General features: G+C 72.5%; 20 protein-coding genes, 1 tRNA gene and 1 pseudogene. 10 read left to right on the top strand and 12 right to left on the bottom strand.

Features of this window, described 5'->3' with window-relative positions; genetic code table 11:
- Nucleotides 1-101 precede the first annotated feature (101 nt).
- The 5 genes and pseudogenes from ACLBYB_RS21425 to ACLBYB_RS21405 all read right to left on the bottom strand — a co-directional run.
- Nucleotides 102-998, bottom strand: a pseudogene (locus ACLBYB_RS21425) (IS3 family transposase); the annotation flags it as partial.
- Nucleotides 999-1,055: 57 nt separating this feature from the next.
- Nucleotides 1,056-1,145 (bottom strand) — tRNA-Ser (locus ACLBYB_RS21420).
- 81 nt (nucleotides 1,146-1,226) lie between these two features.
- The gene (locus ACLBYB_RS21415; protein ID WP_071000197.1) at nucleotides 1,227-2,345 is read right to left on the bottom strand and encodes an ATP-dependent DNA helicase; all 1,119 of its coding nucleotides are present in this window, start codon (nucleotides 2,343-2,345) and stop codon (nucleotides 1,227-1,229) included.
- Complete coding sequence (gene hemF / locus ACLBYB_RS21410) at nucleotides 2,342-3,274, bottom strand: oxygen-dependent coproporphyrinogen oxidase (protein WP_447699983.1); 933 nt, start codon at nucleotides 3,272-3,274, stop codon at nucleotides 2,342-2,344. Before hemF ends, ACLBYB_RS21415 begins: the two co-directional genes overlap by 4 nt.
- A gap of 137 nt (nucleotides 3,275-3,411) precedes the next feature.
- Nucleotides 3,412-3,825, bottom strand: a complete 414-nt coding sequence (locus ACLBYB_RS21405; RefSeq protein ID WP_056526422.1) for a PaaI family thioesterase — start codon at nucleotides 3,823-3,825, stop codon at nucleotides 3,412-3,414.
- A 484-nt stretch (nucleotides 3,826-4,309) separates the two neighbouring features.
- On the opposite strand from ACLBYB_RS21405, the gene ACLBYB_RS21400 reads away from it, so the two are divergent.
- The 4 genes from ACLBYB_RS21400 (at nucleotide 4,310) to ACLBYB_RS21385 (ending at nucleotide 7,556) form a co-directional block, all read left to right on the top strand.
- Nucleotides 4,310-4,819 (top strand): MucR family transcriptional regulator, encoded by a 510-nt coding sequence (locus tag ACLBYB_RS21400; RefSeq protein ID WP_091675820.1) that lies wholly within the window; start codon nucleotides 4,310-4,312, stop codon nucleotides 4,817-4,819.
- A gap of 534 nt (nucleotides 4,820-5,353) precedes the next feature.
- Nucleotides 5,354-5,815 (top strand): GNAT family N-acetyltransferase, encoded by a 462-nt coding sequence (locus ACLBYB_RS21395; RefSeq protein WP_091675813.1) that lies wholly within the window; start codon nucleotides 5,354-5,356, stop codon nucleotides 5,813-5,815.
- 69 nt (nucleotides 5,816-5,884) lie between these two features.
- Nucleotides 5,885-6,241 (top strand): hypothetical protein, encoded by a 357-nt coding sequence (locus tag ACLBYB_RS21390; RefSeq protein WP_020091135.1) that lies wholly within the window; start codon nucleotides 5,885-5,887, stop codon nucleotides 6,239-6,241.
- Nucleotides 6,242-6,425: 184 nt separating this feature from the next.
- Nucleotides 6,426-7,556, top strand: coding sequence for a DUF2336 domain-containing protein (locus ACLBYB_RS21385; RefSeq protein WP_020091136.1), 1,131 nt, complete (start codon nucleotides 6,426-6,428; stop codon nucleotides 7,554-7,556).
- Nucleotides 7,557-7,567: 11 nt separating this feature from the next.
- Here ACLBYB_RS21385 and ACLBYB_RS21380 read toward each other — a convergent pair whose 3' ends face one another.
- Nucleotides 7,568-7,918, bottom strand: coding sequence for a hypothetical protein (locus tag ACLBYB_RS21380; RefSeq protein ID WP_447699982.1), 351 nt, complete (start codon nucleotides 7,916-7,918; stop codon nucleotides 7,568-7,570).
- A 252-nt stretch (nucleotides 7,919-8,170) separates the two neighbouring features.
- Here ACLBYB_RS21380 and ACLBYB_RS21375 point away from each other — a divergent pair, with 252 nt between their 5' ends.
- A complete protein-coding gene (locus ACLBYB_RS21375; RefSeq protein ID WP_447699981.1) occupies nucleotides 8,171-10,063 on the top strand; it encodes a sensor histidine kinase in 1,893 nt (630 codons plus the stop codon).
- Nucleotides 10,064-10,089: 26 nt separating this feature from the next.
- Nucleotides 10,090-10,800 (top strand): peptidoglycan-binding domain-containing protein, encoded by a 711-nt coding sequence (locus ACLBYB_RS21370; RefSeq protein WP_447699988.1) that lies wholly within the window; start codon nucleotides 10,090-10,092, stop codon nucleotides 10,798-10,800.
- A gap of 66 nt (nucleotides 10,801-10,866) precedes the next feature.
- Here the strand turns inward: ACLBYB_RS21370 and ACLBYB_RS21365 are convergent, their stop codons facing one another.
- Nucleotides 10,867-11,157: a hypothetical protein gene (locus ACLBYB_RS21365; RefSeq protein WP_447699980.1), complete on the bottom strand. Its 291-nt coding sequence runs from the start codon at nucleotides 11,155-11,157 to the stop codon at nucleotides 10,867-10,869.
- Between the two features lie 326 nt (nucleotides 11,158-11,483).
- Between ACLBYB_RS21365 and ACLBYB_RS21360 the strand changes: the two genes are divergently transcribed.
- Nucleotides 11,484-11,822 (top strand): DUF1491 family protein, encoded by a 339-nt coding sequence (locus tag ACLBYB_RS21360; protein WP_020091141.1) that lies wholly within the window; start codon nucleotides 11,484-11,486, stop codon nucleotides 11,820-11,822.
- 141 nt (nucleotides 11,823-11,963) lie between these two features.
- Here ACLBYB_RS21360 and ACLBYB_RS21355 read toward each other — a convergent pair whose 3' ends face one another.
- From ACLBYB_RS21355 to ACLBYB_RS21335, 5 genes are all read right to left on the bottom strand, one after another.
- A complete protein-coding gene (locus tag ACLBYB_RS21355; protein ID WP_091675797.1) occupies nucleotides 11,964-13,013 on the bottom strand; it encodes a ketopantoate reductase family protein in 1,050 nt (349 codons plus the stop codon).
- A gap of 279 nt (nucleotides 13,014-13,292) precedes the next feature.
- Nucleotides 13,293-14,276: an N-acetyl-D-Glu racemase DgcA gene (dgcA, locus tag ACLBYB_RS21350; RefSeq protein WP_447699979.1), complete on the bottom strand. Its 984-nt coding sequence runs from the start codon at nucleotides 14,274-14,276 to the stop codon at nucleotides 13,293-13,295.
- Nucleotides 14,277-14,439: 163 nt separating this feature from the next.
- The gene (gene dgcN / locus ACLBYB_RS21345) at nucleotides 14,440-15,453 is read right to left on the bottom strand and encodes an N-acetyltransferase DgcN (protein WP_447699978.1); all 1,014 of its coding nucleotides are present in this window, start codon (nucleotides 15,451-15,453) and stop codon (nucleotides 14,440-14,442) included.
- Nucleotides 15,454-15,711: 258 nt separating this feature from the next.
- Complete coding sequence (locus tag ACLBYB_RS21340) at nucleotides 15,712-16,263, bottom strand: GNAT family N-acetyltransferase (RefSeq protein ID WP_091928083.1); 552 nt, start codon at nucleotides 16,261-16,263, stop codon at nucleotides 15,712-15,714.
- 253 nt (nucleotides 16,264-16,516) lie between these two features.
- Complete coding sequence (locus ACLBYB_RS21335) at nucleotides 16,517-17,683, bottom strand: type III PLP-dependent enzyme (RefSeq protein ID WP_020091146.1); 1,167 nt, start codon at nucleotides 17,681-17,683, stop codon at nucleotides 16,517-16,519.
- A 762-nt stretch (nucleotides 17,684-18,445) separates the two neighbouring features.
- On the opposite strand from ACLBYB_RS21335, the gene ACLBYB_RS21330 reads away from it, so the two are divergent.
- The 3 genes from ACLBYB_RS21330 to ACLBYB_RS21320 all read left to right on the top strand — a co-directional run bounded on the left by ACLBYB_RS21330 (nucleotide 18,446) and on the right by ACLBYB_RS21320 (nucleotide 23,048).
- Nucleotides 18,446-18,952 (top strand): GNAT family N-acetyltransferase, encoded by a 507-nt coding sequence (locus ACLBYB_RS21330; protein ID WP_447699977.1) that lies wholly within the window; start codon nucleotides 18,446-18,448, stop codon nucleotides 18,950-18,952.
- A gap of 427 nt (nucleotides 18,953-19,379) precedes the next feature.
- Nucleotides 19,380-21,479: a methyl-accepting chemotaxis protein gene (locus ACLBYB_RS21325; protein WP_447699976.1), complete on the top strand. Its 2,100-nt coding sequence runs from the start codon at nucleotides 19,380-19,382 to the stop codon at nucleotides 21,477-21,479.
- Nucleotides 21,480-21,605: 126 nt separating this feature from the next.
- Entirely contained in the window at nucleotides 21,606-23,048 is a 1,443-nt protein-coding gene (locus ACLBYB_RS21320) for a lipopolysaccharide biosynthesis protein (RefSeq protein WP_447699975.1), read from the top strand.
- The last annotated feature ends 63 nt before the right edge of the window (nucleotides 23,049-23,111 follow it).

Genomic DNA, 23,111 nt, shown 5'->3' with positions numbered 1-23,111 from the left:
ACCATCAGGGCCAGCGGTCAACATGAACGACTGCATCGAAAGGCCGGACACAAGACTGCACCCGACCAACGCGTCAGAAGCTCAATTCGCCACTTGCAATGCGGGAGCCATCCACACAGGACAGGCGCAGGTGGCCGATAGCCAATCGACGAATGCGGTCGGACGCGGCTGTAGGTAGATTGTCATCGACCAATCACGATCTGCGCCTCCTTCAGCGAGCAGAAAATCTCTTGGCGCAGGCACTCGTCGCGCAGCCTACCGTTGAAGCTCTCCCAGTACACGTTCTCCCACGGCGAGCCGAGTGCGATGTACTGAATCTGTGGCCCCGTCTTGGCGACCCACTGGCACAGCGCCTTCGAGATCATCTCGGGGCCGTTATCGCAGCGGATGTGCTCCGGGATGCCGTGCAGGCACATCGCATCGGCCAGCGTCTCGATCACACCTACGCTGTTGATGCGTCGGGCCACCTTCAGCGCCAGGCATGTCCGACTGTGCTCGTCGATCAGCGTCAGGATGCGCAGGCTCCGCCCGTCGTGTGTCTGCGCCTGCACGAAATCGAAGCTCCACACATGGTTGCGGCGGAGCGGCCGTAGTCGCACGCATGAGCCGTCGTTCAGCCAGAGACGGCCGCGCGGCCGGTGCTCCTGGGGGACCTTCAGCCCCTCGCGGCGCCAGATGCCCTCATCCTGAGGTTCTCGAAGGATGAACCCGATCCTTGCCCACCGGCCAGCCGTCTGCCTGCAGCAGCGCGGTGACACGGCGGTATCTGTCGCGCCCGTACTCGGACGCCAGGGCCATGATGGCGCGGGTCAGCACATCCGCGTCCGCCGGCAGTGTGGGCACGTAGCGTGGGCACGTAGCGCTGCGTACCCCGGTGCTGGCCGACGATCCGGCAGGCGTGACGTTCGGAAGAGGCCGAACTTCTCCCGGATGCCATCGATCGCCTGCCGGAGCCGCTCGGGGGCTACAAGTTTCGAAATGTGGGGCGCAACGTCGGCTGGCTACTGCAACCCCGTCAGAAGACTCAGTTAAATTGATGATTTAATTCAATTAAGTGGCGGAGAGGGGGGGATTCGAACCCCCGATGCCCTTGCAGGCATGCCGCATTTCGAGTGCGGTGCATTCAACCGCTCTGCCACCTCTCCGCAAGGTGCCTCGATGAGACGGGCGGTGCGTAGCACGCGTGGTCCCGCTTCACAAGCGAGACGTCGCGCGGCGGCACCGCATCAGACCACCACGGTGATCGCCTGCGCCGCGCGGGTCAGGCCGGTGTAGAGCCAGCGCGCCCGGTGCTCGCGGAACGCGTAGGATTCGTCGAACAGCGTGACCCGATCCCACTGCGACCCTTGAGCCTTGTGCACCGTCAGCGCGTAGCCGTAGGTGAACTCGTCCGTCTCGCGCCGCAGGAACAGCGGGATCTCCTCGTCCGTGCCGGAGATCATCGCGCGCAGCACCTTGATGTCGGTGGGCTTCCGGCGGAGCGCCGGGTCGTCCTCCGGCACCACGTCGAGGCGGATCAGGTCCGGACGCGGCGGCGCGCGCAGGGCCTGCACGGTCCAGGTCGAGCCGTTGAGCAGGCCCTTCACCCGGTCGTTGCGCAGGCAGACCAGCTTCTCGCCGATCGCCGGCATCGGGTCCGTGTGGCCGGCGAGCTCCCGCAGCCGTGCATTGTAGAGGCGGCGGGTCTTGTTCAAGCCGACCAGCACCTGATCGCACTCGAGCACCTCGGCCGGATCCAGGGCGCGGCGCGACACGATCCGGCTCTGCCCGTAGCTGCCGAGCTCCAGCCGGCCGCCCTCGCGCACGGTCATGGCCATGCGGACGATCGGGTCGTCCTTGGCCTGCCGGTGCACCTCGGTAAGCATCACGTCGGGCTCAGCCTCGGTGAAGAAGCCGCCGCCGCGCACCGGCGGCAGCTGCGCCGGGTCGCCCAGGACGAGGACCGGCCGCTCGAAGGAGAGGAGATCGTTGCCGAGATCGGAATCGACCATCGAGCACTCGTCGATGATGATCAGGTCCGCCTTGGCGGCCGGGCCCGAGCGGTTCAGCGTGAAGGTCGGCCCGCCCTCCTCCGCCTCCTTGGTGCGGTAGATCAGCGAGTGGATCGTGGCGGCGTCGTAGCAGCCCTTCTGGCGCATCACCGAGGCCGCCTTGCCGGTGAAGGCCCCGTAGACCACCGTGCCGTCGACATCCTCGGCGATCCGGCGGGCGAGCGTCGTCTTGCCGGTGCCGGCATAGCCGAACAGCCGGAACACCTGCGATCTCCCGTCCCGCCGCCACGCGGCGATCGCCTTCAGCGCCGCGTCCTGCTGCGGCGCGTAGGCGGCCGGCAGACCCGCACTCACGGCCAGCGCACGGTCGGCGGCATCGAGGAGAGGATGGAGGCGACGTTGCCGCCCGTCTTCAGGCCGAAGATCGTGCCCCGGTCGTAGAGCAGGTTGAACTCCACGTAGCGGCCCCGCCGCACCTGCTGCTCGTGGCGGTCCGCCTCGGTCCAGGGCGTGCCGAGATTGTCGCGCACGATCTTCGGGTAGGCCTCCAGGAAGGCCCGGCCCACGTCGCGGGTGTAGGCGAGGTCGGCCTGCGGCGTCCCGCTCCAGAGGTAATCGTAGAAGATCCCGCCGATGCCGCGCGGCTCGTTCCGGTGCTTGAGGTGGAAATACTCGTCGCACCACGCCTTGTAGCGGGCGTGGTCGATGCCGTGCGCCGCGCAGGCCCGCTCCAGGCAGGCGTGGAAGTGGCGGCTGTCCGGATCGTCCTGCGTGCGGCGCCGGTCGAGCACCGGCGTCAGGTCGGCCCCGCCCCCGAACCACGCCCGCGTCGTCGCGACGAACCGGGTGTTCATGTGCACCGTCGGCACGTGCGGGTTCCACGGATGGGCGATCAGCGAGATGCCGGTGGCGAAGAAGCGCGGATCCTCGGCGGCGCCGGGCATCTGGGCGCGGAATTCCGGCGCGAACTCGCCGTGCACCGTCGAGATGTGCACGCCGGCCTTCTCGAAGACGCGGCCCCGCAGCATCGCCATGACGCCGCCGCCGCCCGGCCGCCCGGTATGGTCGGTCCGGTTCCACGGGGTCTTCTCGAACGTCCCGGGGCCCTCGGGCGCGTCGGGGTGGAACGGGCCCGCCGCCTCCGCCTCGAGGGCCTCCAGAGCGGCGACGATCCGGTCGCGCAGCGTCTCGAACCACGCCGCGGCCTCGGACTTCATGGCCGTCACGTCGGCCTCGGAGGGAGGCGCAGCCAGGGCTGCGCGCGCGTCGTCCGGCATCGTCATGACACAGGCTTTTCCACCCTGCCGGGCGCACGTCAATGCGGTCGCGGCCCCGCACGGGCGCGCAGGGCTCCCGCGCAGGGCTCCCGCGCCGGTGTCCCGACCGGCGACGACGCCCCTACGCGGCCCCTACGCGGCCCCTACGCGGGCGCCGGCCGCTCGCCGACGGGCTTGAGCAGCCCCGTGGCGGTCGCCACCAGCTCCCCGGCCTCGTCGCGGATCTCGGCCTCGCAGAAGATCACCGACCGCCCCGCCCGGGTGACCCGTCCCTCGGCGGTCAGGACGCCGCGGCCGGGGGCGAGGAAACGGGTCTGCATGTCGAGGGTCACCACGGGGCGCCCCGCCCGCAGCCGCGCCGCCGTCCCCAGGGCGACGTCGAGCAGGGTGCAGAGCGCGCCGCCATGGGCGATGCCGAGGTTGTTGGCGTGCTCCGGCCGCAGGGCGAGGCGCAGCCGCGTCCGGCCCGCGCGCACGTCGAGCGCCTCGATCCCGCAGTGATCCACGAACGGGATGATGGCGCCGAAGACGGTGCCCGTCTCCGAGCGCTGATCCACTTGCTGATCCACTTGGTGATCCCCTTGCCGGTCCACTTGCTGGTCCACGCCGATCGCCCCGGATCCTGCCCCGCCCGGATCCTTATCGCCCGGCCGCCTCCGAGGCCATGACCGGTCCGCGGCAGATCACGTGACAGTCCGGCCGAAACGTTCGTCCCGTCCCGAAGGCTCACGGGACATCGCGGCGGGCCGCCGCGTGAAGTTCTGCGCCTCTCATCAGACCGGAGACGGATCTTCGCAGAGGAAGCCCGCGGCGAGATCGCGGCGGAAGGCATAACCGGCGCCCGTCCGCGTCGCCCGGTCTCGTCCAACTTCGGCTCCGGGGTGTCGGTTTGCTCGACGGTCGATTTCAGCTCGACCCACGGTTTGAATAATATGCGTGTTCATGGCAGGGGCATTGTGTAGGGAAATGCTCGACGACGACTTGATTTTGCTGCACAGACGTTAGAACCGTCTCACGACGGTCGGATAGAGGGAATCATCGATGGACGACAACGCCACTGAGCAGCAGCAGACCTTTATCGAGCAGGCGTCCGACATCGTCTCGGCGTATGTCTCGAACAATTCCGTGCCGATCAGCGAATTGCCCGGTCTGCTCGCCGGCGTTCACGCCGCGCTGACGAAGCTGTCCGCCCCCGCGGCGACGGTCACCGAGGCGGCCGACAAGCCGACGCCGGCCCAGATCCGCAAGTCGGTGACGCCGGACGCCCTGATCTCGTTCATCGACGGCAAGCCGTACAAGACGCTCAAGCGGCACCTGTCGCGCAACGGCCTGACGATCGAGCAGTATCGCGAGCGCTTCGGGCTGCCGCGCGACTATCCGTCGACGGCCGCGAGCTACTCGGCCCAGCGCTCGGAACTCGCCCGCAGCCTCGGCCTCGGCCAGCAGCGCCGCAAGTCCGCCGCCCCGGCGCCCGAGCCCGAGCCCGTCGCGGAAGTGGCCGAGAAGCCGAAGCGCGCCAGCCGCTCCCGCAAGGCCAAGGAGACGGCCTGAGCCCGGCCTGAGCCCGGCCTGAGCCCGGCAACGCCCGGGCTCGTGGTTACCGGCCGGCGCGCGACCCGCGCGCCGGTCCGTTACGCGAAATCGGCGAGGTCGTCGGCTACGTCGCCCGCGGCGATCTCCGTCTCGGCCTTGTGCCGCTCGACCGCCTCGGCCTCCACCCCGATCTCCGGCCCGACCTCTGCCTCGGTCATGCCGGACCGCGGGCCCGGCCCCTCGGGCGCCGGCGCTGTCTCCGGCCGCGCCTGGCCGGCCTCCCCTTCGGAGGCTCGATCCGTCACCCGCCCCGCCATGCTGCGCGCTCCCCGATCCGCCGACGGGAGAGCAAAGCGCGTACGGCCCGGCGCGTTCCGCGCGCGCCGCATCACGACGGCGCCGCGCGCGACGGAGCCGATCCCGCGGTGATCGCGATCTGCGGGATGGCGCCGCGTTTGAGCCTCAGGAGCGCGACGCGCCGTGTCGAGAGGCCTCGCCACGCGTTGAACCGCCGGACATGCATGCGCCGGACATGCCGATCGGGAGCGGGATTTGGGCAATCGCTACGGGCTGGAGATCCGCGCCGCCGCGGGGCCGGACGCCGCGGGTCTCGCGGCGCTGCTCAGCGAGGTCGGGGTCGCGGTCGGCACCGCGGACCTCGCGGCCCGGCTCGAGGCCCTGCAGCGGGACGGCGGCATCGCCCTCGTCGCCGTGGAATGGGGGCCGCCGAGCGGCCTCATCGCCGTCGCCCCCGTGCGGACGCTGGACGCGCCGCGGCCCTTCGGCCTGATCACCGGCCTCGCGGTCGCCGCCGAGTCGCGCCGCCGGGGCATCGGTCGGGTCCTGCTGAAGGCGGCCGGCCGGGCGGCGCGGCAGGCGGGCTGCGACCGGCTGCTCCTGGCCGCGGGGCCGGACCAGGCCGCCCTGCGCGCCTTCTGCGCCGCCGCCGGCTTCGCCGACGAAGGGACCGTGCTCGCGCGGCCGCTGCTGAAGCGGGGCACCGGAGACGGCTGAGATCCGCGACATCCTGGCCGAAGCCGGCGGGGCTCACCGGGCGTTACCCCCGGAGAGTGGAGCCCCCCGATGACGCTGCGATCCGAGACCCCGCCGCCGCCCGCGAACCTGCCCTGCGATCCGCCGCCGGATTCCGAGGCGCCGACCGCCGCGCAGCTCAAGGGCGACATCGACAGCGGCCGCACCGCCGACAAGACCCCGCACATGGATATCGGCGCGGCCCCGCTCGGGACCTGCGAGGAGGCCGGCGGGACGCCGCCGACGCCCCGGGAGGTCCGGATCGCCCGGCAGAACGAGCGGGCGCCCTCGGAGCGGGCGGCCAAGGGTTACCCGCATCAGCGGCAGCCCTGGGTCCTGCCGCTCTACGCCGGCATCATCGTCGCGGCCGCCGTGGGGCTCGGCCTCGTGCTCTGGCTGACGCGCTGACTGCCGCACTGACTGATGCGCTGACTGACGCGCTGACTGACGCGCTGACGGTCGGGCCGGGGCGGGACCGCGCCGGTGCCATCCTGGCGCAGGACGGCACGGTCGCCGCGGAGGCGGTTTAAAGGTCGATTCACGTCGATGCGGTTAGCGTGACCTTACTGCAGTCTTGCGTAACCGATCCTCCATGCCCCCTTCCGTCGATGCTCCGCCGGACCTGTCCGGGCTCCTCGAACTGTCACGCATCGAGAATCTCGATCTCAAGCCGGTGATCCTCCGGGTTCAGACGGACCTGTTCGTCCGGGCCGCGGCCCGGGACCGGACCGAGATCGAGATCTTCGAGTCCCTGGCCTGCGGCCTCATCCCGACGGTGGACGAGGAGACGGCCCGGGTCGTGGCCCGCAAGCTGGCCCCCTGCCCCGAGACGCCGCCCGCTGTGCTGGAGGCGCTCGCCCTGCGCGGCGGCGGCGCCCGCGACGCGGTGGTGGAGCTGGCCCCGACCCTGAGCCACCGCCTGATCGAGGCGGCCCTGGCCGAGGGGTCGGACATCGCCGCCCGCATCGCCGCCCGGGCCGGGCTGAGCCGGGAGGCGGTGGACGAACTCTCCCGCGAGGGCCGCCCCGAGATCGACCGCGCGCTGGCGGCCAATCTCGGCCACACCCTGCGGGGCGCGGCCCTGTCGCGGCTCGTGGACCGCGGCCGCACCGCCCCCGACCTCGCCCGGCTGCTGCTGGTCCGGCCCGACGTGTCGGCCGCCGACCTCGTGCCCCTGTACCTGCACGCCGACCCGATGCGCCGCACGGTGATCGGCCGGGCCGTCGAGGCGACCGCCGCCCTGCGCCCCTGCCCGCCGCCGCCCCGCGGCCTCGGCGAGACCCTGACCGGCCTGTCCGCCGCCCGCGACGTTCCCGCCTTCATGGCGGCGCTGGCCGACGGGCTCGGCCTGCCCCGCGATTTCCTGACCGTGGTCGCCGACGCGGGCACCCGCTACGACCTCCTGACCCTCGGCCTGCGGGCCGCCGGCCTGCACGAGGAGGAGGCGGTCTACATCTTCCTGACCCTCAACCAGGGGGTGGCGCGCTCGGCCGAGCGCGTCGCCGATCTCGTCCGGCTGTTCCGCACCGTGAGCCGTCCGGCCTCGCGGGACCTGATCGCCGCGATCCTCGACCGGCCGCTCGCCGAGCGCGGTCGGAGCGAGGCCCACCAGCCGGCACACGGCCCGGAGGCCAAGCTGCGCCAGGGCGCCGAGCGCGTCGCCGCGCAGCGGCCGCCCCTGCCGGCGCGGGCCCGAACGGCGAGCGGCGGGGAGCCGGGCTGACCGGCCGGCCGTCAGCGCGGGCCGGTCCGGGGATCGCTTTTCGGATCGTTCTGCGGATCGCTCTCCGGATCGGCGCCCCGCCACGCGGGCTGCCGGTCGGTCTCCTGCAGGGTGTCGTTCGAGGGCGCCTCCGCGGCGCGGCGGCTCAGCTCCGCCATCAGGCCGCGGGCCAGCACGGCGCGCACCGCCCGGTCCCGGGTCTCGGGCGGAACCGCCTCCAGGGCGGCCGGCACGACCGCCTGGGCGCTCGGGACCGCCCCGGCGAGCCTGCGGGCCTCCGCGGCCGGGTCCGCTCCGGTGCGAAGCATGGCGAAGTAGGAGAGCACGCCGATCACCAGCGCGGCGCGCAGCAGGACGGTCATGGAACGGTTTCTCCGCTCGAGATCGCGCGAAGCATTCGACGGATTTCGTGAACTGGGCCTCTACCAACCCGAGCTTTCCCGCACGATGGTGAATGAAGCTTGTTCGCGATCGGCTGGTTACCTTGCGGAAAGCATCCCGGCCATTCGGACAAGTCCCGCAACACTCGTTTAAGCCGGCTCTGCGACCGTCCGGTAGTCGTTCGAAGTCGAACCGGAGGCGCGACGGATGCGGGAACGCAGCCAGCGCGACGCGTGCCAACCTTGACCATCAAGACCGTCCTGACGTCGCTGATCGATGACCGGCTCGCGGGCCTCGTCCACGAATCCGTGGTCGACAATCCGGCCGCCCGCGCGCGCCACCAGCGCTTCCTGGTGTCGCGGCTGGCGACCGGCGCCGTGATGATGGCCGGGCTGCCGCCCTACCTGCTGTGGCGCGGGGTGCCGTCGGGCTTCGAGGTCCTGGCGATCGCGAGCCTGCTGCTGCCGGTCTTCGCCGCCGTCCTCCTCACGCGCACCGGATCCCTCTGGGTCGCCCACGCGGTCTCGTCGGCGGGCCTGACCGGCCTCGTCGTCGCCCTGGCGGGCGTCACCGGCGGCGTCACCTCGCCCGCCGCGGTCTGGCTCGTGGCGATCCCCCTGGAGGCGCTGGTCTCCGGCTCGCTCCGCGCGACGATCGCGGCCGCCGCGATGGCGGTCCTCGGCGTCCTGACCGTGGTGGCCCTCGGCGCCTGGGCCGGCTCCCTGCCGGTCATGGACATCTCGGCCGCGATCGCCCTGCCGGCCTTCGCCATCACGGCGATCGGCCACGTCGCCGCACAGGCCCTGGAGCACATGCGCAACGAGGGCGTCTGGCGCGAGCGGCTGCGCGACAACGAGGCGCGCGACCGGCTGCTGCTCTCGGCGATCGACGACCTCGTGACCTGGCACGACCGCAACGGCCGCGTGCTGGAGGCCTCGGTCTCGGCCGTCCGGCTCCTGGGCAGCGACCCGGCCCGGCTGCGCGGCCACGGCCTGCTGGAGCGCGTCCACGTCGCCGACCGCCCGGCCTTCCTCAAGGCGGTGAGCGACGTCGCCGCGACCGGCCGGCCCGCGACCCTGCCCCTGCGCCTGCACGTCGAGCCCGAGACCGGCCGCGCCGACGGCGCGAGCCTGATCTACGCCGAGATGCGCGCCCACCGGATCGAGCACGGCGCGCACGACGCCGCCACGGCGGTCGTGGCGGTCACCCGCGACATGACCGAGCACCACCGGCACGCCGTCGAGCTGGAGCGCGCCCGCGCCGAGGCCGAGCGGGCCGACGCGATCAAGGGCCGGTTCCTGGCCAACGTCACCCACGAGCTGCGCACGCCGCTCAACGCGATCATCGGCTTCTCCGAGGTCCTCGCCGGCGAAGGCGCCGTCAGCCTCGGACCGGTCCAGGCACGGGAATATGCCGGCATCATCGGCGCCTCCGGCCACCACCTGCTCGGCGTCGTCAACACGCTGCTCGACATGAGCCGGATCCAGAGCGGCAATTTCGACTGCGCCCCCGAGGCGTTCGACATCGCGGACCTGCTCCGGGCCTGCTGCGACATGATGCGCCTGAAGGCCGACGCCGCCGGCGTCGTCGTCACCGCCGCCCCGTCGGGACCGGTGGAGATCACGGCCGATCCCGCCGCCTGCCGGCAGGTGCTGATCAACCTCATCTCGAACGCCGTGAAGTTCACCCCGGCGGGCGGCCGCATCGACCTGTCCCTGCGGCGCGGCGCCGGCACCCTGGACATCGTCGTGGCCGATACGGGCGTCGGGATCGGCGCGGACGACCTGCCCAAGCTCGGCACCCCGTTCTTCCAGGCCGGGAGCGGCGGCTACAAGCGCCAGCACGAGGGCACCGGCCTCGGCCTGTCGGTGGTCCAGGGGCTCGTCGGCCTCCACGGCGGCTCCCTGCTGATCGAGAGCGCGCCCCAGGCCGGGACGGTGGTGACCGTCACCCTGCCCCTCGTCTGCCAGGCCCCCGCGGCCGCCCACGGCCCGGCCCCGATCCGCACGGCCGTGCGCGGCGCCCCGGTCCCCCGCCGCGTGGTGCGCCTGCCGCTCGGCCTGTTCGACGCGGAGCCGGGCCTCGCCGCGGCCCCGGCCGACCCGGTCCTGCGCCGCACCGGCTGACCCGAAGATCCCCGGAAGGAGACATGATGTCAGGCTACCGCGAGATCACCGTACCGGGCGAACCCGGCCGCGCGCGCCGCGCCGCGCCGCGCCGCCCCGCGGTCCAGGGCGACTGGCGCGCCGTGCTCGTCGGCGCGCTGAAGGCGACGGGCGCCACCTGCCGGACCAGCCCGGGCGCCGTTCTCGGCAGCCTCGTCGCCCTCGGCGCGGCGGGCTTCGTCTGCGTCAACGCCCTCGGCTACCAGACCGGGCGCCACCCGGCGCCGATCCTGCCGAAGCTCGCCCAGAAGGTGCCCGCCCCCCGCGAGGCGGCGCCGGCCGCCAGGGAGGCCCTCCGGGAACCCGCGCGGGATCCGGTGCGGGTCATCGAGGCCGACCGCGCCGCCACGCCGGTCCCCGCCAAGCCGGCGGCCCGGGACGCGATCGGCGAGCTGATCCGGTCCGAGGAGACCACCGCCTCGGTCACCCCGAAGGCGTCGCCGGTTCGGCCGGCCTCCAAGCCGGCCGCGAAGGAGACGGACGCCAAGGCGGCCAAGTCCGAGAAGGACGGCGATCCGGTGCTGCGCGCCCAGAAGGCGCTGTCGAAGCTCGGATACGCGGTGAAGCCCGACGGCGCGATGGGCCCCGGCACCCGCGCGGCGATCGAGAAGTTCGAGCGCGGCGCCAAGCTGCCGGTGACCGGAGAGGCGACGGGCCGGACCCTGCGCGAGCTGATGGCGCGGGCGGGCCACGGCTAGCGGGACGGAAGCGGCGCCCGCTCCGCGGAAGCGGTGCGGGCGCCGGTCGTCGTGAGAGCGCGTCCCTCAGTACTGCGTGCCGGTGAACCGGCAGATCGTCTTGCAGCGCGGGCCGCCATTGGCCTGCCAGGACTTCGCGTGGCCGATCGATCCGGTCATGTCCTGCGTGGGATTACCGCCGGGCCGGTGCACGACGATGTTGCAAGCATCACTCGGCGTCCGCTGGTAGCGCGGGCAGGACGCGGAGTCGCGGTGGCCCAGTAAATCCATGAGCGTCTCCGGACGGGCGTGGGCCGACGGCACAGCAAAGCACAGGCAGGCGACGATCAGCGTCGCGAGCGAGGTCATTTTCCGCATCGGATTGCTCCTCAAATCATCGTGGCATGCGAATTCGGGCGCCCTTTGCTCAGTTAGGCGGCAGAAAATACTATAGATGTGCGCTGACGCACATCGTTCAATTCTTTTTTAATCCCGAAAAATACTGGATTTTTTGGCGGATTATTCGCCGCGCTGAGCCGTTTGCTCTAGACGGGCGGCGTCGCGCATCCGCGCTTGCCCGTGCCGGCGCTTTCGCGCATGGCGGGGCTTGCGCCGCTCACAACCGGCCGGGTTTCAGGGGCCGACCGCCGCGCCGGATCGCCCGCCCGCGGCGCGGGCCGCGCGATTCACAGGGCTACAGACGCATGCGCCTGCGCTCCGATTTCTGGGTCTCGGCCCATCTGCGGCGTCTGGACGTCGCGGGCATCCCGGCGGTGCTGCGCCGGCGCGGATCCGCGGAGGCGGGCGCGATCTTCGTGAAGGTCGATCGGCTCGACGGCAGCGCCGACCTCTACGGACCGGCGCCGCAAGCGCTGTTCGAGGCCGAGGAGAGCGGCGACCGCCGCTTCGCCGCGATCGTCACCGGCGGCAGCCCGCTCGACGTGGAGGAGCGCCTGACCAAGGAGATCCGGTTCGATTCCGATCTCTGGATCGTCGAGATCGACGACCGCCAGGGGCGGCATTTTCTGGATCTGGCGGAGTGATACCGTTTCCGGTTGGAGACCTCGCCACCGTCTTTGCGAGCGCAGCGACGCAATCCAGCGGCGCCACGCCGACCGATGGCGCGCCGCCCCGGGTCACTTCGCTCCGCTCGTGATGACGGAGCGAAGCGAAGGCAGCGCCCGTCAGCCCTCGATGATGCGCTCGTCGAGCTTGCGGTCGACGGTCTCGACGGTGCGGTCGATCTCGGCGTTCGGCTCGCCGAGCTGGTGCGAGATGAGCTTCACCAGCAGGTCGACCCGCTCGATGTAGGGCGCGCCGTTCGCCACGGCCCGCGCCGCTGAGGACGGCTTCAGCAGGCTCTCGGCGGCCTTGGCGTACTTCTCGAACGGCACCTGGTCGGCCGCGTCGGCGCCGAGCTTCCGGGCGATGCCGTCGACGTGGTCGTAGATCGCCCGCGACCGCGCCAGGTCGCCGTGGACGGCGTCGTGGATGGATTGCGGCTCGCCCGGGGTGATGCAGCGGTAATTGCCGGTGAGCAGCATCGACCACTTGGCCAGCGGCACGAACAGCGAGTCGAACACCTTGAGCTTCACCGGCACGTCGTGCCCGTCGAGGCGCACGGCGTCGATGTCGGCCTCAAGCTCCCGGAGCAGCCGGTTATGGGCCTCGTCCGCGAAGGTCGCGGCCTTGAAGTTCGTCGGCAGGCCGACGTGGAGGACGTTCGCCTCCTCCTCCGGCGGCCGGAAGGCCTGCGGATCGGGGGAGCAGAGCGACACCAGACCCGGCTCGAACCGGTCCCACACGCCGGCATTGGTGTAGGCGTCCTCGAGGTCCATGGCGGCGAGCGCCGGGATCCGCTTGAGGTAGGGCAGCGGCGGCATGTTCATGATCGACAGGCACGGCAGCTTCGCCGCCGCGATCTTGATCATGAGGACGCGGATCGTGTGGTTGTTGTACTGCGGCTCCTGCATGGCCAGGCCGACGAGGTCGTAGCGCGACACGTCGACGTCCTCCGGCGGCATCGCGTCGACCTTGCCGGGCAGATCGCGCGAGTGGATCGCGCGGTGCTCCTTCTCGTCGCGCAGCTTGATGCGGACCTCGGTCCCCTCGCGGTTGATCAGGTCCGCGGTCTTCCGCCGGCACACCAGGGTCACGTTGTGACCGGCCATCAGGAGCTTGGTGCCCAGGAGCGAGCCGTAGGAGGCCCCCAGGATCAGGATGTTCTTGGCCACGTCGGTCCTCCCCAGCATTGAGACTTGCTGTGTGTTGTCTGGCTGCTGGGAACAGCGCGTCCACGCCACGGCCCCAAGCGCACGTGCGATGGATGGCAGCCGGGCGAGCGGAAGGCAAGCCTTCTGGTATACCTAATCCCAAACCCTTTGTGAGGCCCCGCCGGTGACAGGCGGGGCGATCCCTATCCTCCGCACCCGGGATCTCCACAGGGTGGCGCCTCCGGGACATCGCGCGGGACCCTCTCGGGACCGCGGACGACGACCACCCCGCCGCGGGCCCTAGCCCCAGAGGTCCGGCGTCGGCGGGTGCATCAGGCTGCCCTCGTAGCGCAGCGGCGGGTCACGGTCCCGGGCCAGCAGCAGCGGCCCGTCGAGGTCGACGAACTCCGCGTCGTTGGCGAGCAGCGCCGCCGGCGCCATGCCCAGCGAGGTCCCGAGCATGCAGCCGACCATGATCGAGAGCCCCCGGGCCCGCGCCTCGCGGGCGAGGAGCACCGCCTCGGTCAGGCCGCCGGTCTTGTCGAGCTTGATGTTGATCGCGTCGTAGCGCCCGGCCAGCGCGTCGAGGCCGGCGCGGTCGTGGAGGCTCTCGTCGGCGCAGACCGGCACCGGGTGGGGGATCTCGGCGAGCAGGGCGTCGGCGTCGGCCGGCAGCGGCTGCTCGATCAGCGCGACGCCCGCTCGCAGGCAGGCCGCGAGGTTGGCCTCCACGTTCTCGGGCCGCCACGCCTCGTTGGCGTCGACGATCAGCCGGGATTCCGGCGCGCCGGCCCGCACCGCGGCGATGCGCTCGGGATCGCCGTCCCCGCCGAGCTTGACCTTGAGCAGCGGCCTGTGGGCGGCCTTGCGGGCGGCCTCCGCCATGCTCGCCGGCGTGCCGAGGCTCAGCGTGTAGGCGGTGATGGCCGGCCGGGGCTCGGCGAGACCCGCGATCTCCCAGGCGGGACGGCCCTGCCGCTTCGCCTCGAGGTCGAACAGCGCGCAGTCGAGGGCGTTGCGCGCGGCGCCCGCCTTCATGCGGGTCATGAGCGCGTCCCGCCCGATCCCGGCCGCGATCGCCTCCGCCTGGCCCTCGATCAGGGCACTGACGCTCTCGACGCTCTCCCCGTAGCGCGGATAGGGCACGCACTCGCCGCGCCCGACCGCGTCGCCGTCCGCGATCGTCGCCACCACGACGGCGATCTCGGTGCGGCTGCCGCGGGAGATCGTGAAGGCGCCGGCGATCGGGAAGCGCTCGACGGCGAGGGTCAGGCGGCGGGCCATGTCGTACGGTCTCCGGTTCAAGCCTGCGGTCGATGCAGCCCGCTCCGTCATCACGGGCGGAGCGAAGTGACCCAGGGCAGCGAGCGGCCGGTTGGCATGCCGCTGCTGGATTGCTTCGCTCCGCTCGCAAGGACGGCGTGAGAGCCGGCACAGGGAAGCGGTATCAGATCGCCGGGAAGTCGGCGACGATCCGGTCGACCAGCCCGTCGACGCCGAAGCGCACCGGGTCGGTGGCGGGCAGGCCGTGCTCGGAGCCGAGCGCGTCGAGGAGCGCCCGGGCCTCGCCCTCTGCGAGCGCCTGGGTGTTCACCGCGATGCCGACCGGCTTGATCCCCGGATTGGTCAGGCTGCCGAGCTGCACGGTGAGGTCGATCACCTGCCGGATGGTCGGAAGCGGGTGCTTCACGCCGCGCATGTTGGTGCGGGTCGGCTCGTGGCAGACCACGAAGGCGTCGGCCTGCGCGCCGTGGAGCAGGCCGAGGCTCACGCCCGCGAAGGACGGGTGGTAGAGCGAGCCCTGGCCCTCGATCAGGTCCCAGTGGTTCGGCTCGGCCTCGGGCGAGATCGTCTCGACGGCGCCGGAGATGAAGTCGGCCACGACGGCGTCGATGGCGACGCCCCGGCCGGAGATGAACACGCCGGTCTGGCCCGTGGCGCGGAAATCGGCGTCGAGGCCGCGCTCGCGCATGCCGCGCTCCAGGGCCAGCACGGTGTACTTCTTGCCGACCGAGCAGTCGGTGCCGACGGTGAGCAGGCGCCGCCCCGTCCGCTTCGTGCCCTTGCCGGTGGGGAAGCGCTCGTCGGTGTGGCGGACGTCGTGGAGCTGGCGGCCGCGGCGGGCGGCGGCCTCCGCGATGGCCGGGACCGCGCCGAGCTTCACGTGCAGGCCGCTCGCCACGTCGAGCCCGGCCTCGATCGCCGCGACGATCTCCTTGACCCAGTGGTCCGGCAGGACGCCACCGGCGTTGACGACGCCGATCACCAGGGTCCGGCAGCCCTTCGCCAGGGCCTCGGGCAGGGTCATGTCGGGGATGCCGAGATCGGCGGCGCAGCTCGGCAGGCGCATCTGGCCGACGCACCATTCGGGGCGCCAGTCCTTGATCCCGTAGGCGGTCTTGGCCGCCAGCGTGTCGGGCACGTCGCCCAGGAACATCAGGTAGGGCGTGGCGATCTGCATCGGTCGAGCAACCTTCTCCGGGAGGCCGGCGGACCGTCTATGCGGGATCGCGGGCGGCGTGCGCAATGCATGGGGCTGGCCAAGGCGGTCGATGCGGTCGCCCCACGGAGCATACCGGCTCTGCACGCCGTCATCGCGAGCGCAGCGAAGCGACCCAGGGCAGCGCGGCGTCATTGAGCGGGGCGCGACCCTGGCTCGCTTCGCTCCGCTCGCGAAGACGGTTCGTCGCCTCAGATCGGCGGAGCGCCGAAGCCCCGTTCAGGCGGCGCGTCGTCGCGCCACCCCCGCCTCGTTGGCCACCGCGCCCACCGGCGCCGGCACGCCGGTCGCCCGGACCATCCCCTCGGCGCCCGCCAGCGCGCCCGCGCGCAGCTCGAGACCGAGGAAGCGCGCGCGCTCGAACGGCCCCGGCAGGGTCAGGCCCTCCGCGAGCGCCCGGTCGAAGCCGAAGCGCGCGTAGTAGGGCGCGTCGCCGACCAGCAGCACGGCGCCGTGTCCGAGGGATTCCGCCCGGCCGAGGGCCGCCTGCATCATCACCGAGCCGAGCCCCTGGCCCTGGATTGCCGGATCGACGGCGAGCGGGCCGAGCAGCAGCGCCGGGCGGGCGAGCCCGGCCTCGACGTGCCACAGCCGCAGGGTGCCGACGAGCCGTCCCGCCCGGGTCGCCGCGAAGGCGAGGCCGCGGGCCGGCAGGCGGCCCTCGCGCAGGCGCTCCGAGGTCTTGGCGCGCCGATTGCCGGGAAAGCACGCGTCGAGCAGGCGCTCGCGCGCCGGGACGTCGTGGAGATGCTCCGCGCGGATCTCGATCATGGCTGTGCCCTCCCCGGGCCGGCGAGCGGGAGAAGCGATTGTCTGTGACCGAGAGCCGGACGCCCTCGGTCGACGCGGTGGTGGACGTCAGCGTCCGGCCGGGTCGCCCTCCCCGTCATCACGAGCGAAGCGACGTGACCCAGGGCAGCGAAACGTCGGAAGGCGTCGCGCGTCCCTGGATCGCTTCGCTCCGCTCGCGAGGACGGAGGAGCCTGCGTCCCTCAGCCGGAACCCGTCCTGATCCTAGGAAGGATCAGATGACGATCTGCTGAAGGGGCGGGAAGCCGTTGAAGGCCACCGCCGCGTAGGTCGTGGTGTAGGCGCCCGCGCCCTCGATCAGCACCTTGTCGCCGATCGAGAGCGAGACCGGCAGCGGGTAGAGCTGCCGCTCGTAGAGCACGTCCACCGAGTCGCAGGTCGGGCCGGCGATGACGCAGGGCTCGGTCGCCTCCCCGTCCCGCGCGGTGCGGATCGGGTAGCGGATCGCCTCGTCCATGGTCTCGGCGAGCCCCCCGAACTTGCCGATGTCGAGGTAGACCCATCGGACCTCGTCGGCCTCGGCGGACTTCTTCGACACGAGCACGACCTCGGCCTCGATCAGGCCGGCATTGCCGACCATGCCGCGGCCCGGCTCGATGATCGTCTCGGGGATCTGGTTGCCGAAATGCTTGGTCAGGCCCCGGAAGATCGCCTCTCCGTAGCTCTCCACGCCCGGCACCGCCTTGAGGTACTTGGTCGGGAAGCCGCCGCCGAGATTGACCATCGAGAGGCCGATGCCGCGCTCCGCGCACTCGCGGAAGATCGCCGCCGCGGAGCCGAGCGCCCCGTCCCAGGCCTCGGTGTTGCCCTGCTGCGAGCCGACGTGGAACGAGATGCCGTAGGCCTCGAGCCCCTGGCGGTGGGCGTGCTCCAGCACGTCCGCGGCCATCTCGGGCACGCAGCCGAACTTGCGGGAGAGCGGCCAGTCGGCGCCCGCGCCGTCGCACAGGATGCGGCAGAACACCCGCACCTCGCCCGCCGGCACGCCCAGCGCGTCGGTGGCCCGGGCGATCTTCTCGACCTCGGCCTGGCAGTCGACCGCGAACAGGCGGATGCCGAGCTTCAGGGCGCGGCCGATGCAGCGCTCCTTCTTGATGGTGTTGCCGAAGGAGATCCGGTCGGCGGTGGCGCCGGCGGCCAGCACCATCTCCATCTCGGCCACCGAGGCGGTGTCGAAGCAGGAGCCCATCTCGGCGAGCAGGCGCAGCACCTCGGGGGCCGGGTTCGCCTTCACGGCGTAGAACACGCGGGTGTCCGGCAGGGAGCGCGCGAAGGCGGTGTAGTTGTCGCGCACGACGTCGAGGTCGAGGACCATCACGGGGCCCTCGTCCTGACCGAGGTCGCGGCGCACGCGCAGGAAGTCACGGATGCGGTCGGTCATGGTCGTCTCCCGGCACGGGTTCGCGAGCGCCCTACGCGGGGCGCGCTGTCGAAGATGACGGCCCGAACGGGCCGCCGGCGTCAGGGGGCGATGCGTCGCGCGGACCCACGCGCTTTGGAGACGCGTGCGTCGGAGCGGGCGCAGAGCACCCGGAAGCTGCCGTGGATTGGAAGGGAGGACCCCCACCGCACGCCGGGCAAAGAGAAACAAGCCTCTTCGGTGCCGGCCTGTGGAGGGCCGACGAGACCAAAAAAGCCCGTTCGTCGTTGCTTTAAGCTGCGTCCCCCGTGGAGAGCGGGGTTCGCCGGTTTCGCCTCCGGCTGCCGGTTGTTGTCGGGGTCCGGTGTTGCCACCTGGATGCCGGCCGTAGGGATCCACCCTTGCGACCATCGATCCTTTAAGACCCCTGGCGGCTGTCCGGCAGTTGACCGGATGCCCACCAACCGACACGCGGCCACAGGCACGTGCGAAATTGGGCACGGCGCATATACGGAGACGGGACCCGCGCGACAAGGGGAAACCGCCCCGGAACGCCCGCTTTTCCGCCCGCAATCCACACCCCGCGCGCTCCGTTGCAAAAACGACGCATCGACGACGCGCCCCGACCGCGTCGACGGGGCCGTGCGGGCTTCCCAAGCGGGGCGGAAGCGGGCATCTGACCGGACGGGGCAGAGTACTCAGGCGAGCGAGCGAGCGATGGCCGGGCCGACCAGATTCACCGCGACGGCGCGGGCGTGAGCGCCTCCCTGTGAGCGCCCGGTCATGAGCGCCCCCTTGCGCAGCCCGGTCGGCGACGGGCTCCCCGAGCCGGCGATTCGCACCGCCACGCTCGCCGATCTCGACGCCCTCGTCGCCCTGGAGCACGCCGCCTTCGCCACCGACCGGGCCGAGCGCCGGGCGATCCGCCACGCGATCCGCTCGCCCTCCATGGACGTGCTGGCGGCCCTGATCGACCCGCCGGACCGGGATCCCGTTCCGGTGCTCGTCGGCGCCGCGGTGCTGGAGCGGCGGCGCGGCAGCCGGATCGCCCGGCTGGCCTCGATCGCGGTGGCGCCGAATCGCGGCGGCCTCGGCCTCGGCAGTCGTCTCCTCGACGCCGCGGAGGCCCGCGCCCGCGCGGAGGGCTGCGACCGGCTCCGGCTGGAGGTGCGCGCCGACAACGGCGCCGGCATCCGCCTCTACGAGCGCCGGGGCTACACCCGCTTCGCCGTGCGGCCGGACTATTACGAGGACGGGATGGAGGCGTGGCGCTACGAGCGCGCGCTGTAGGCGCCGCGCGGACTGCCGCGCGGACCACCGCCCAGCCGCCGGCTGGCCCGCACACCGTCCCGGCGATAGCGAGATCCGGCCAGGCGCGTCCTCGCGCCACACTCCGTCATCGCGGGGGCACCGGCAGGCCGACAGCGCTGAACCTGCGGCTCTTCGGGAGTGCGCCCGCAGGATACCTGGTCCCTCGCGCCGCGCCACGGACCGGCACAAACCCGCCGCGCGGCCGGCGACCGCGCCGAGATCGTCACGCGAGAATGCGGTCCAATTCCCGACAATCCTCGCCAATTCTGGTCTTTGTCCCATATTACTTCACAATTAGGTCGATCATCGACCTATAAATCCGTACTTCTGTCGAATAATTTCGGTCGATTGCCTGACAAAACCTTACGTTCTAAGACAGAGCATCGCGGGACATGAGATCTCACCGATGACTCGCTGGCTGGGACGCTTCTCGATCCGGACTTTGCTGTGCCTGGTGATCGTCATCATGGCCTGTATGGCGCTGGGCAACGCGGTGCGGACACTCGTCGACGCGCGGGCGCGGGCGGCGGGCGCCGCCAGAGCCCTGACCCTGACGCAGGCGAGCCAGGGCCTCCTCCGGACGATCCTGCCGCTGCGGCTCGAGCGCGGATCGACGCTCGCCCTCGGGGGTGAGGCGCCGGCGGACGCGAAGACCCTGTCGACCATCGCGGGGAGCCGGCAGGCGCTGACCGAGCATTACGGCCGGGCCCGGCGCAGCCTGGGCGATCTGGCAGAGCCGGCGGTCAGCGCGACGCTCGAGCGCCTGAGCACCGCGCAGGCGGCGATGGCGGACCTGCGCCCCCGCATCGACGCGGCCCTCGGGCTGCCGCTGGCCCGGCGTGACCCGGCGCTGCGGGACGCCGCGATGGCCGCCTTCCAGGACCTGCTCGAGGCGCTGACGGCCACGCTGAAGGCGGTCGACGCGGCCATTCCCCGGTCCGATCCGGTGCTGCAGCGCTATCTCGCCCTCAAGCAGGCGGCCTGGGAGACGCGCGTCGCCAGCGGCAACGTCGCGGTCCGGGTACAGGCCTCGCTGGTCGCCGGCGCGGCGTGGTCCCTGCCCGAGACGGTCGCGGCGGCGGCGGAGCGGACCGAGCTTCTGTCCGCGTGGCGCCGCACCACCGAGGCCGCGGTCGACGTCTCGGAGACGGTGCGGGCCGCGTACGAGCGGGCGAAGGCCGCCAATTTCGAGGGCGACACCGAGGCCATCGCGCGGGCGGTCTTCGACGCGCTCAGCACCCACGCGCCCCCGCGCCACACCTTCGCGGAGCTGCGCGACCGCAACACGGTGAACCAGCGCTCCCTCGTGGCCCTCTGCGACGCGGCCCTCGACGCGATGGTGGCGCGCGCCGAAGCCCTCGCCGAGGACGCGCGGGGCGACGTCGCGCGCAGCGGGGCGGCGCTGCTGGCGGTGATCCTGCTGGTGGCCCTCGGCCTGTGGACCCTGTTCGGCGGCGTGCTGCGCCCGCTCCGGGTGCTGACCGCCACGATGGGGGCGCTGGCCGACGGGGACGCCTCCGTCACGGTCCCGGCGCGCACCTACCGCAACGAGATCGGCGCCATGGCGCGGGCCGTCCAGGTGTTCAAGGACAACCTCATCCGCGGCCGCCAGCTCGAATCCGAGGCCGCCGAGGCGCGTCAGGCGGCGGAGGCACGGCGCCGGTCCGACCTGCGGGCGATGGCCGAGCGCTTCGAGCGGACGGTCGGCGGCGTCATCGCCCAGGTCTCGGACGCGGCCACCGCGCTGCAGGGCACGGCGCAGACCATGACGGCCACCGCGACCGAGACCGCCAGCCAGTCCAGCACCGTGGCGGCCGCCGCCGAGGAGGCCGCCACCAACGTCGGCACCGTGGCGGCCGCGGCCGAGGAGCTCGGCGCCTCCGTGGAGGAGATCGGCCGGCAGGTCGAGGGATCGACCCGGCTCGCCCAGGGGGCCGTCGCGGAAGCGGGGCAGACCGGCGCGATGGTCCGGGACCTGAGCGACGCGGTCGCGCGGATCGGCGACGTGGTCGGGCTGATCGCGGCGATCGCCGGGCAGACCAACCTGCTGGCGCTCAACGCCACGATCGAGGCCGCCAGGGCCGGCGAGGCGGGTCATGGCTTCGCGGTCGTCGCCGGCGAGGTGAAGGCCCTGGCCGCGCAGACCGCCCGGGCGACCGAGGAGATCGCGGGCCAGATCGCCGGCATCCAGGGCGCGACCGGCGGGGCCGTGGCGGCGATCGGCGCGATCGCGGAGCGGATCCGGGAGATCAGCGGCGTGGTGAGCGCGATCGCGGCGGCGGTGGAGGAGCAGGGATCGGCCACCCGGGAGATCGTCCGCAACGTCGGGGAGGCGGCCGTCGGCACCGGCGCGGTGACCCGCACGATCCTCGGCGTCGCGGGGGCCGCCGAGGAGACCGGCCGGGCGGCCAACGCGGTGCTCGCGGCGGCGTCCGCGCTGTCGCGCCAGTCCGAGACGCTCGCGGCCGAGGTCGCGCGCTTCCTCGACACCGTCCGGGCCGCGTGACCGGACGGTTCCGGGAGCCGCGCGGGTCTCCGCCCCGATCTCGCCCGTTTAGGGGAGTCTTACGGCTCGCGCGCTACAGCGTACGCAACGGGCGGGGGCAATCCCGCCGCGCATGAGTCGCCGTCCATGGCCGTGATCGTCGCCTTCGTCATCAATGCGGGGCTCAACTTCGTCCTCGGCCTGCTGATCGCCAAGCTGCTGGGCCCGGCGGATTTCGGCCGGTTCGCCCTCGCGACCACCGGCGCCATCGTGCTGAACACGGTGCTGTTCGAGTGGCTGCGCCTGTCGGCGACGCGGTTCTACTCGGGGCGCGTGCGCGTCGACGAGCCGTGGATCCGCCACGGGCTCGACCGGGCCTACCTGCGCATCGGCGCGCTGCTCCTGGCCGCCGCGGCCCTGTGCGGGGCCTTCGGCTTCGCCGGCGGCGCCGACGGGCGCGAGGCGGTCCTGTGCGGCACCGGACTCGCGGCCCTGGGCATCGGCGTGTTCGACTACCACGCGGCCCTCGCCCGGGCGCGGTTCGACGGCAAGCTCTATCTCGGCCTCGTGGCGGTGAAGAACGTCCTGTCCTTCGCCATGATGGCCGCGGCGGCGTGGTGGCTGCCCCAGCCGGCCTGGGTGCTGGCGGCGGCGGGGCTCAGCCAGCTCCTCGCGGTGGCGGTGCTGCGCCACCCCCTGCGCGACCCGCGCACGCCCCTCGAGCGGCCGCGCCTGTCGACGACCTGGCGGGTCTTCGCGCGCTACGGCCTGCCGCTGATCGCCGCCAACACCGCCTACCAGTGCCTGGCCTTCGTCAATCGCGGCGCCATCGCGGGCCATGCCGGCTTCGCCGAGGCCGGCTACTTCGCCCTGGCGGCCGACGTCACCTCGCGCTCGCTGATGACGCTGGGCACCGCCCTCGACCTGCTGCTGTTCCAGTTCGCCGTGCAGGCCGAGGAGCAGAGCGGCCGCGCCGCCGCAGAGGCGCAGGTCGCCGCCAATGCCGGCACCGTGTTCGCCCTGCTGGCACCCTGCGCGGTCGGCTTCTGGGCGGTGCTGCCGGCCCTCCAGGGCCTGGTGGTGCCGGACGCCTATCGCGGACCGTTCGAGACCTACAGCACCGTGCTGATGCCGGGCCTGTTCTGCCTCGCGATGATGTTCTACGCCCTCAACCCGGTCTTCCAGATCCGCCGCAAGACCCTGCCGGTGGTCGCCGCCGCCCTGGTCGGCCTCGCGGTGAACGGCGCCGGCCTGCTGGTCCTCCCGGACCGGATGGGCGGGCTCGGCGTCGCGGTGGCGCAGACCGCGGGCCTCGCCGCCGCCGGAACGTGGCTCGGCTGGCGCGCCCTCACCGGCCCGGGGCGCATCGTACTGCCCTGGGGCGAGATCGGCGTCGCCGCGCTCGCCTGCGCGGCGATGGGGCTCGCCCTCGCCCCCTTCCGGCAGCTGCCGCCCGCCACCGCCCTGGCCGTGCTGGTCCCGTCCGGGATGGTTCTCTACGGCGCCCTGGTCTGGATCTTCGACATCGCCGGCCTGCGCCGTCAGGTCCTGGCGCGCCTGCGCCCGGCGCGGACCGTGGCGGCGGAGTAGGCTCACGCGAAGGCGGCGCAGTGGAAATCCCGCCGCTGAAACCCCGCGACTCCGCCTGCGCTT

It is taken from the genome of Methylobacterium sp. D54C (genome assembly GCF_053345595.1).
This window is presented reverse-complemented; position numbering and strand designations above follow the sequence as displayed.

Bases quoted from the DNA above. Each gene is read 5' to 3' on its own strand.
- ACLBYB_RS21400 (WP_091675820.1), top strand. From the start codon at position 4,310: ATGGACGACAACGCCACTGAGCAGCAGCAGACCTTTATCGAGCAGGCG.
- ACLBYB_RS21335 (WP_020091146.1), bottom strand. From the start codon at position 17,683: ATGACCGACCGCATCCGTGACTTCCTGCGCGTGCGCCGCGACCTCGGT.
- dgcA (WP_447699979.1), bottom strand. From the start codon at position 14,276: ATGGCCCGCCGCCTGACCCTCGCCGTCGAGCGCTTCCCGATCGCCGGC.
- ACLBYB_RS21340 (WP_091928083.1), bottom strand. From the start codon at position 16,263: ATGATCGAGATCCGCGCGGAGCATCTCCACGACGTCCCGGCGCGCGAG.
- ACLBYB_RS21380 (WP_447699982.1), bottom strand. From the start codon at position 7,918: ATGACCGTCCTGCTGCGCGCCGCGCTGGTGATCGGCGTGCTCTCCTAC.
- ACLBYB_RS21365 (WP_447699980.1), bottom strand. From the start codon at position 11,157: ATGCGGAAAATGACCTCGCTCGCGACGCTGATCGTCGCCTGCCTGTGC.
- ACLBYB_RS21360 (WP_020091141.1), top strand. From the start codon at position 11,484: ATGCGCCTGCGCTCCGATTTCTGGGTCTCGGCCCATCTGCGGCGTCTG.
- ACLBYB_RS21385 (WP_020091136.1), top strand. From the start codon at position 6,426: ATGCCCCCTTCCGTCGATGCTCCGCCGGACCTGTCCGGGCTCCTCGAA.
- ACLBYB_RS21325 (WP_447699976.1), top strand. From the start codon at position 19,380: ATGACTCGCTGGCTGGGACGCTTCTCGATCCGGACTTTGCTGTGCCTG.
- ACLBYB_RS21320 (WP_447699975.1), top strand. From the start codon at position 21,606: ATGGCCGTGATCGTCGCCTTCGTCATCAATGCGGGGCTCAACTTCGTC.
- ACLBYB_RS21330 (WP_447699977.1), top strand. From the start codon at position 18,446: ATGAGCGCCCCCTTGCGCAGCCCGGTCGGCGACGGGCTCCCCGAGCCG.
- ACLBYB_RS21390 (WP_020091135.1), top strand. From the start codon at position 5,885: ATGACGCTGCGATCCGAGACCCCGCCGCCGCCCGCGAACCTGCCCTGC.
- hemF (WP_447699983.1), bottom strand. From the start codon at position 3,274: ATGACGATGCCGGACGACGCGCGCGCAGCCCTGGCTGCGCCTCCCTCC.
- ACLBYB_RS21370 (WP_447699988.1), top strand. From the start codon at position 10,090: ATGTCAGGCTACCGCGAGATCACCGTACCGGGCGAACCCGGCCGCGCG.
- dgcN (WP_447699978.1), bottom strand. From the start codon at position 15,453: ATGCAGATCGCCACGCCCTACCTGATGTTCCTGGGCGACGTGCCCGAC.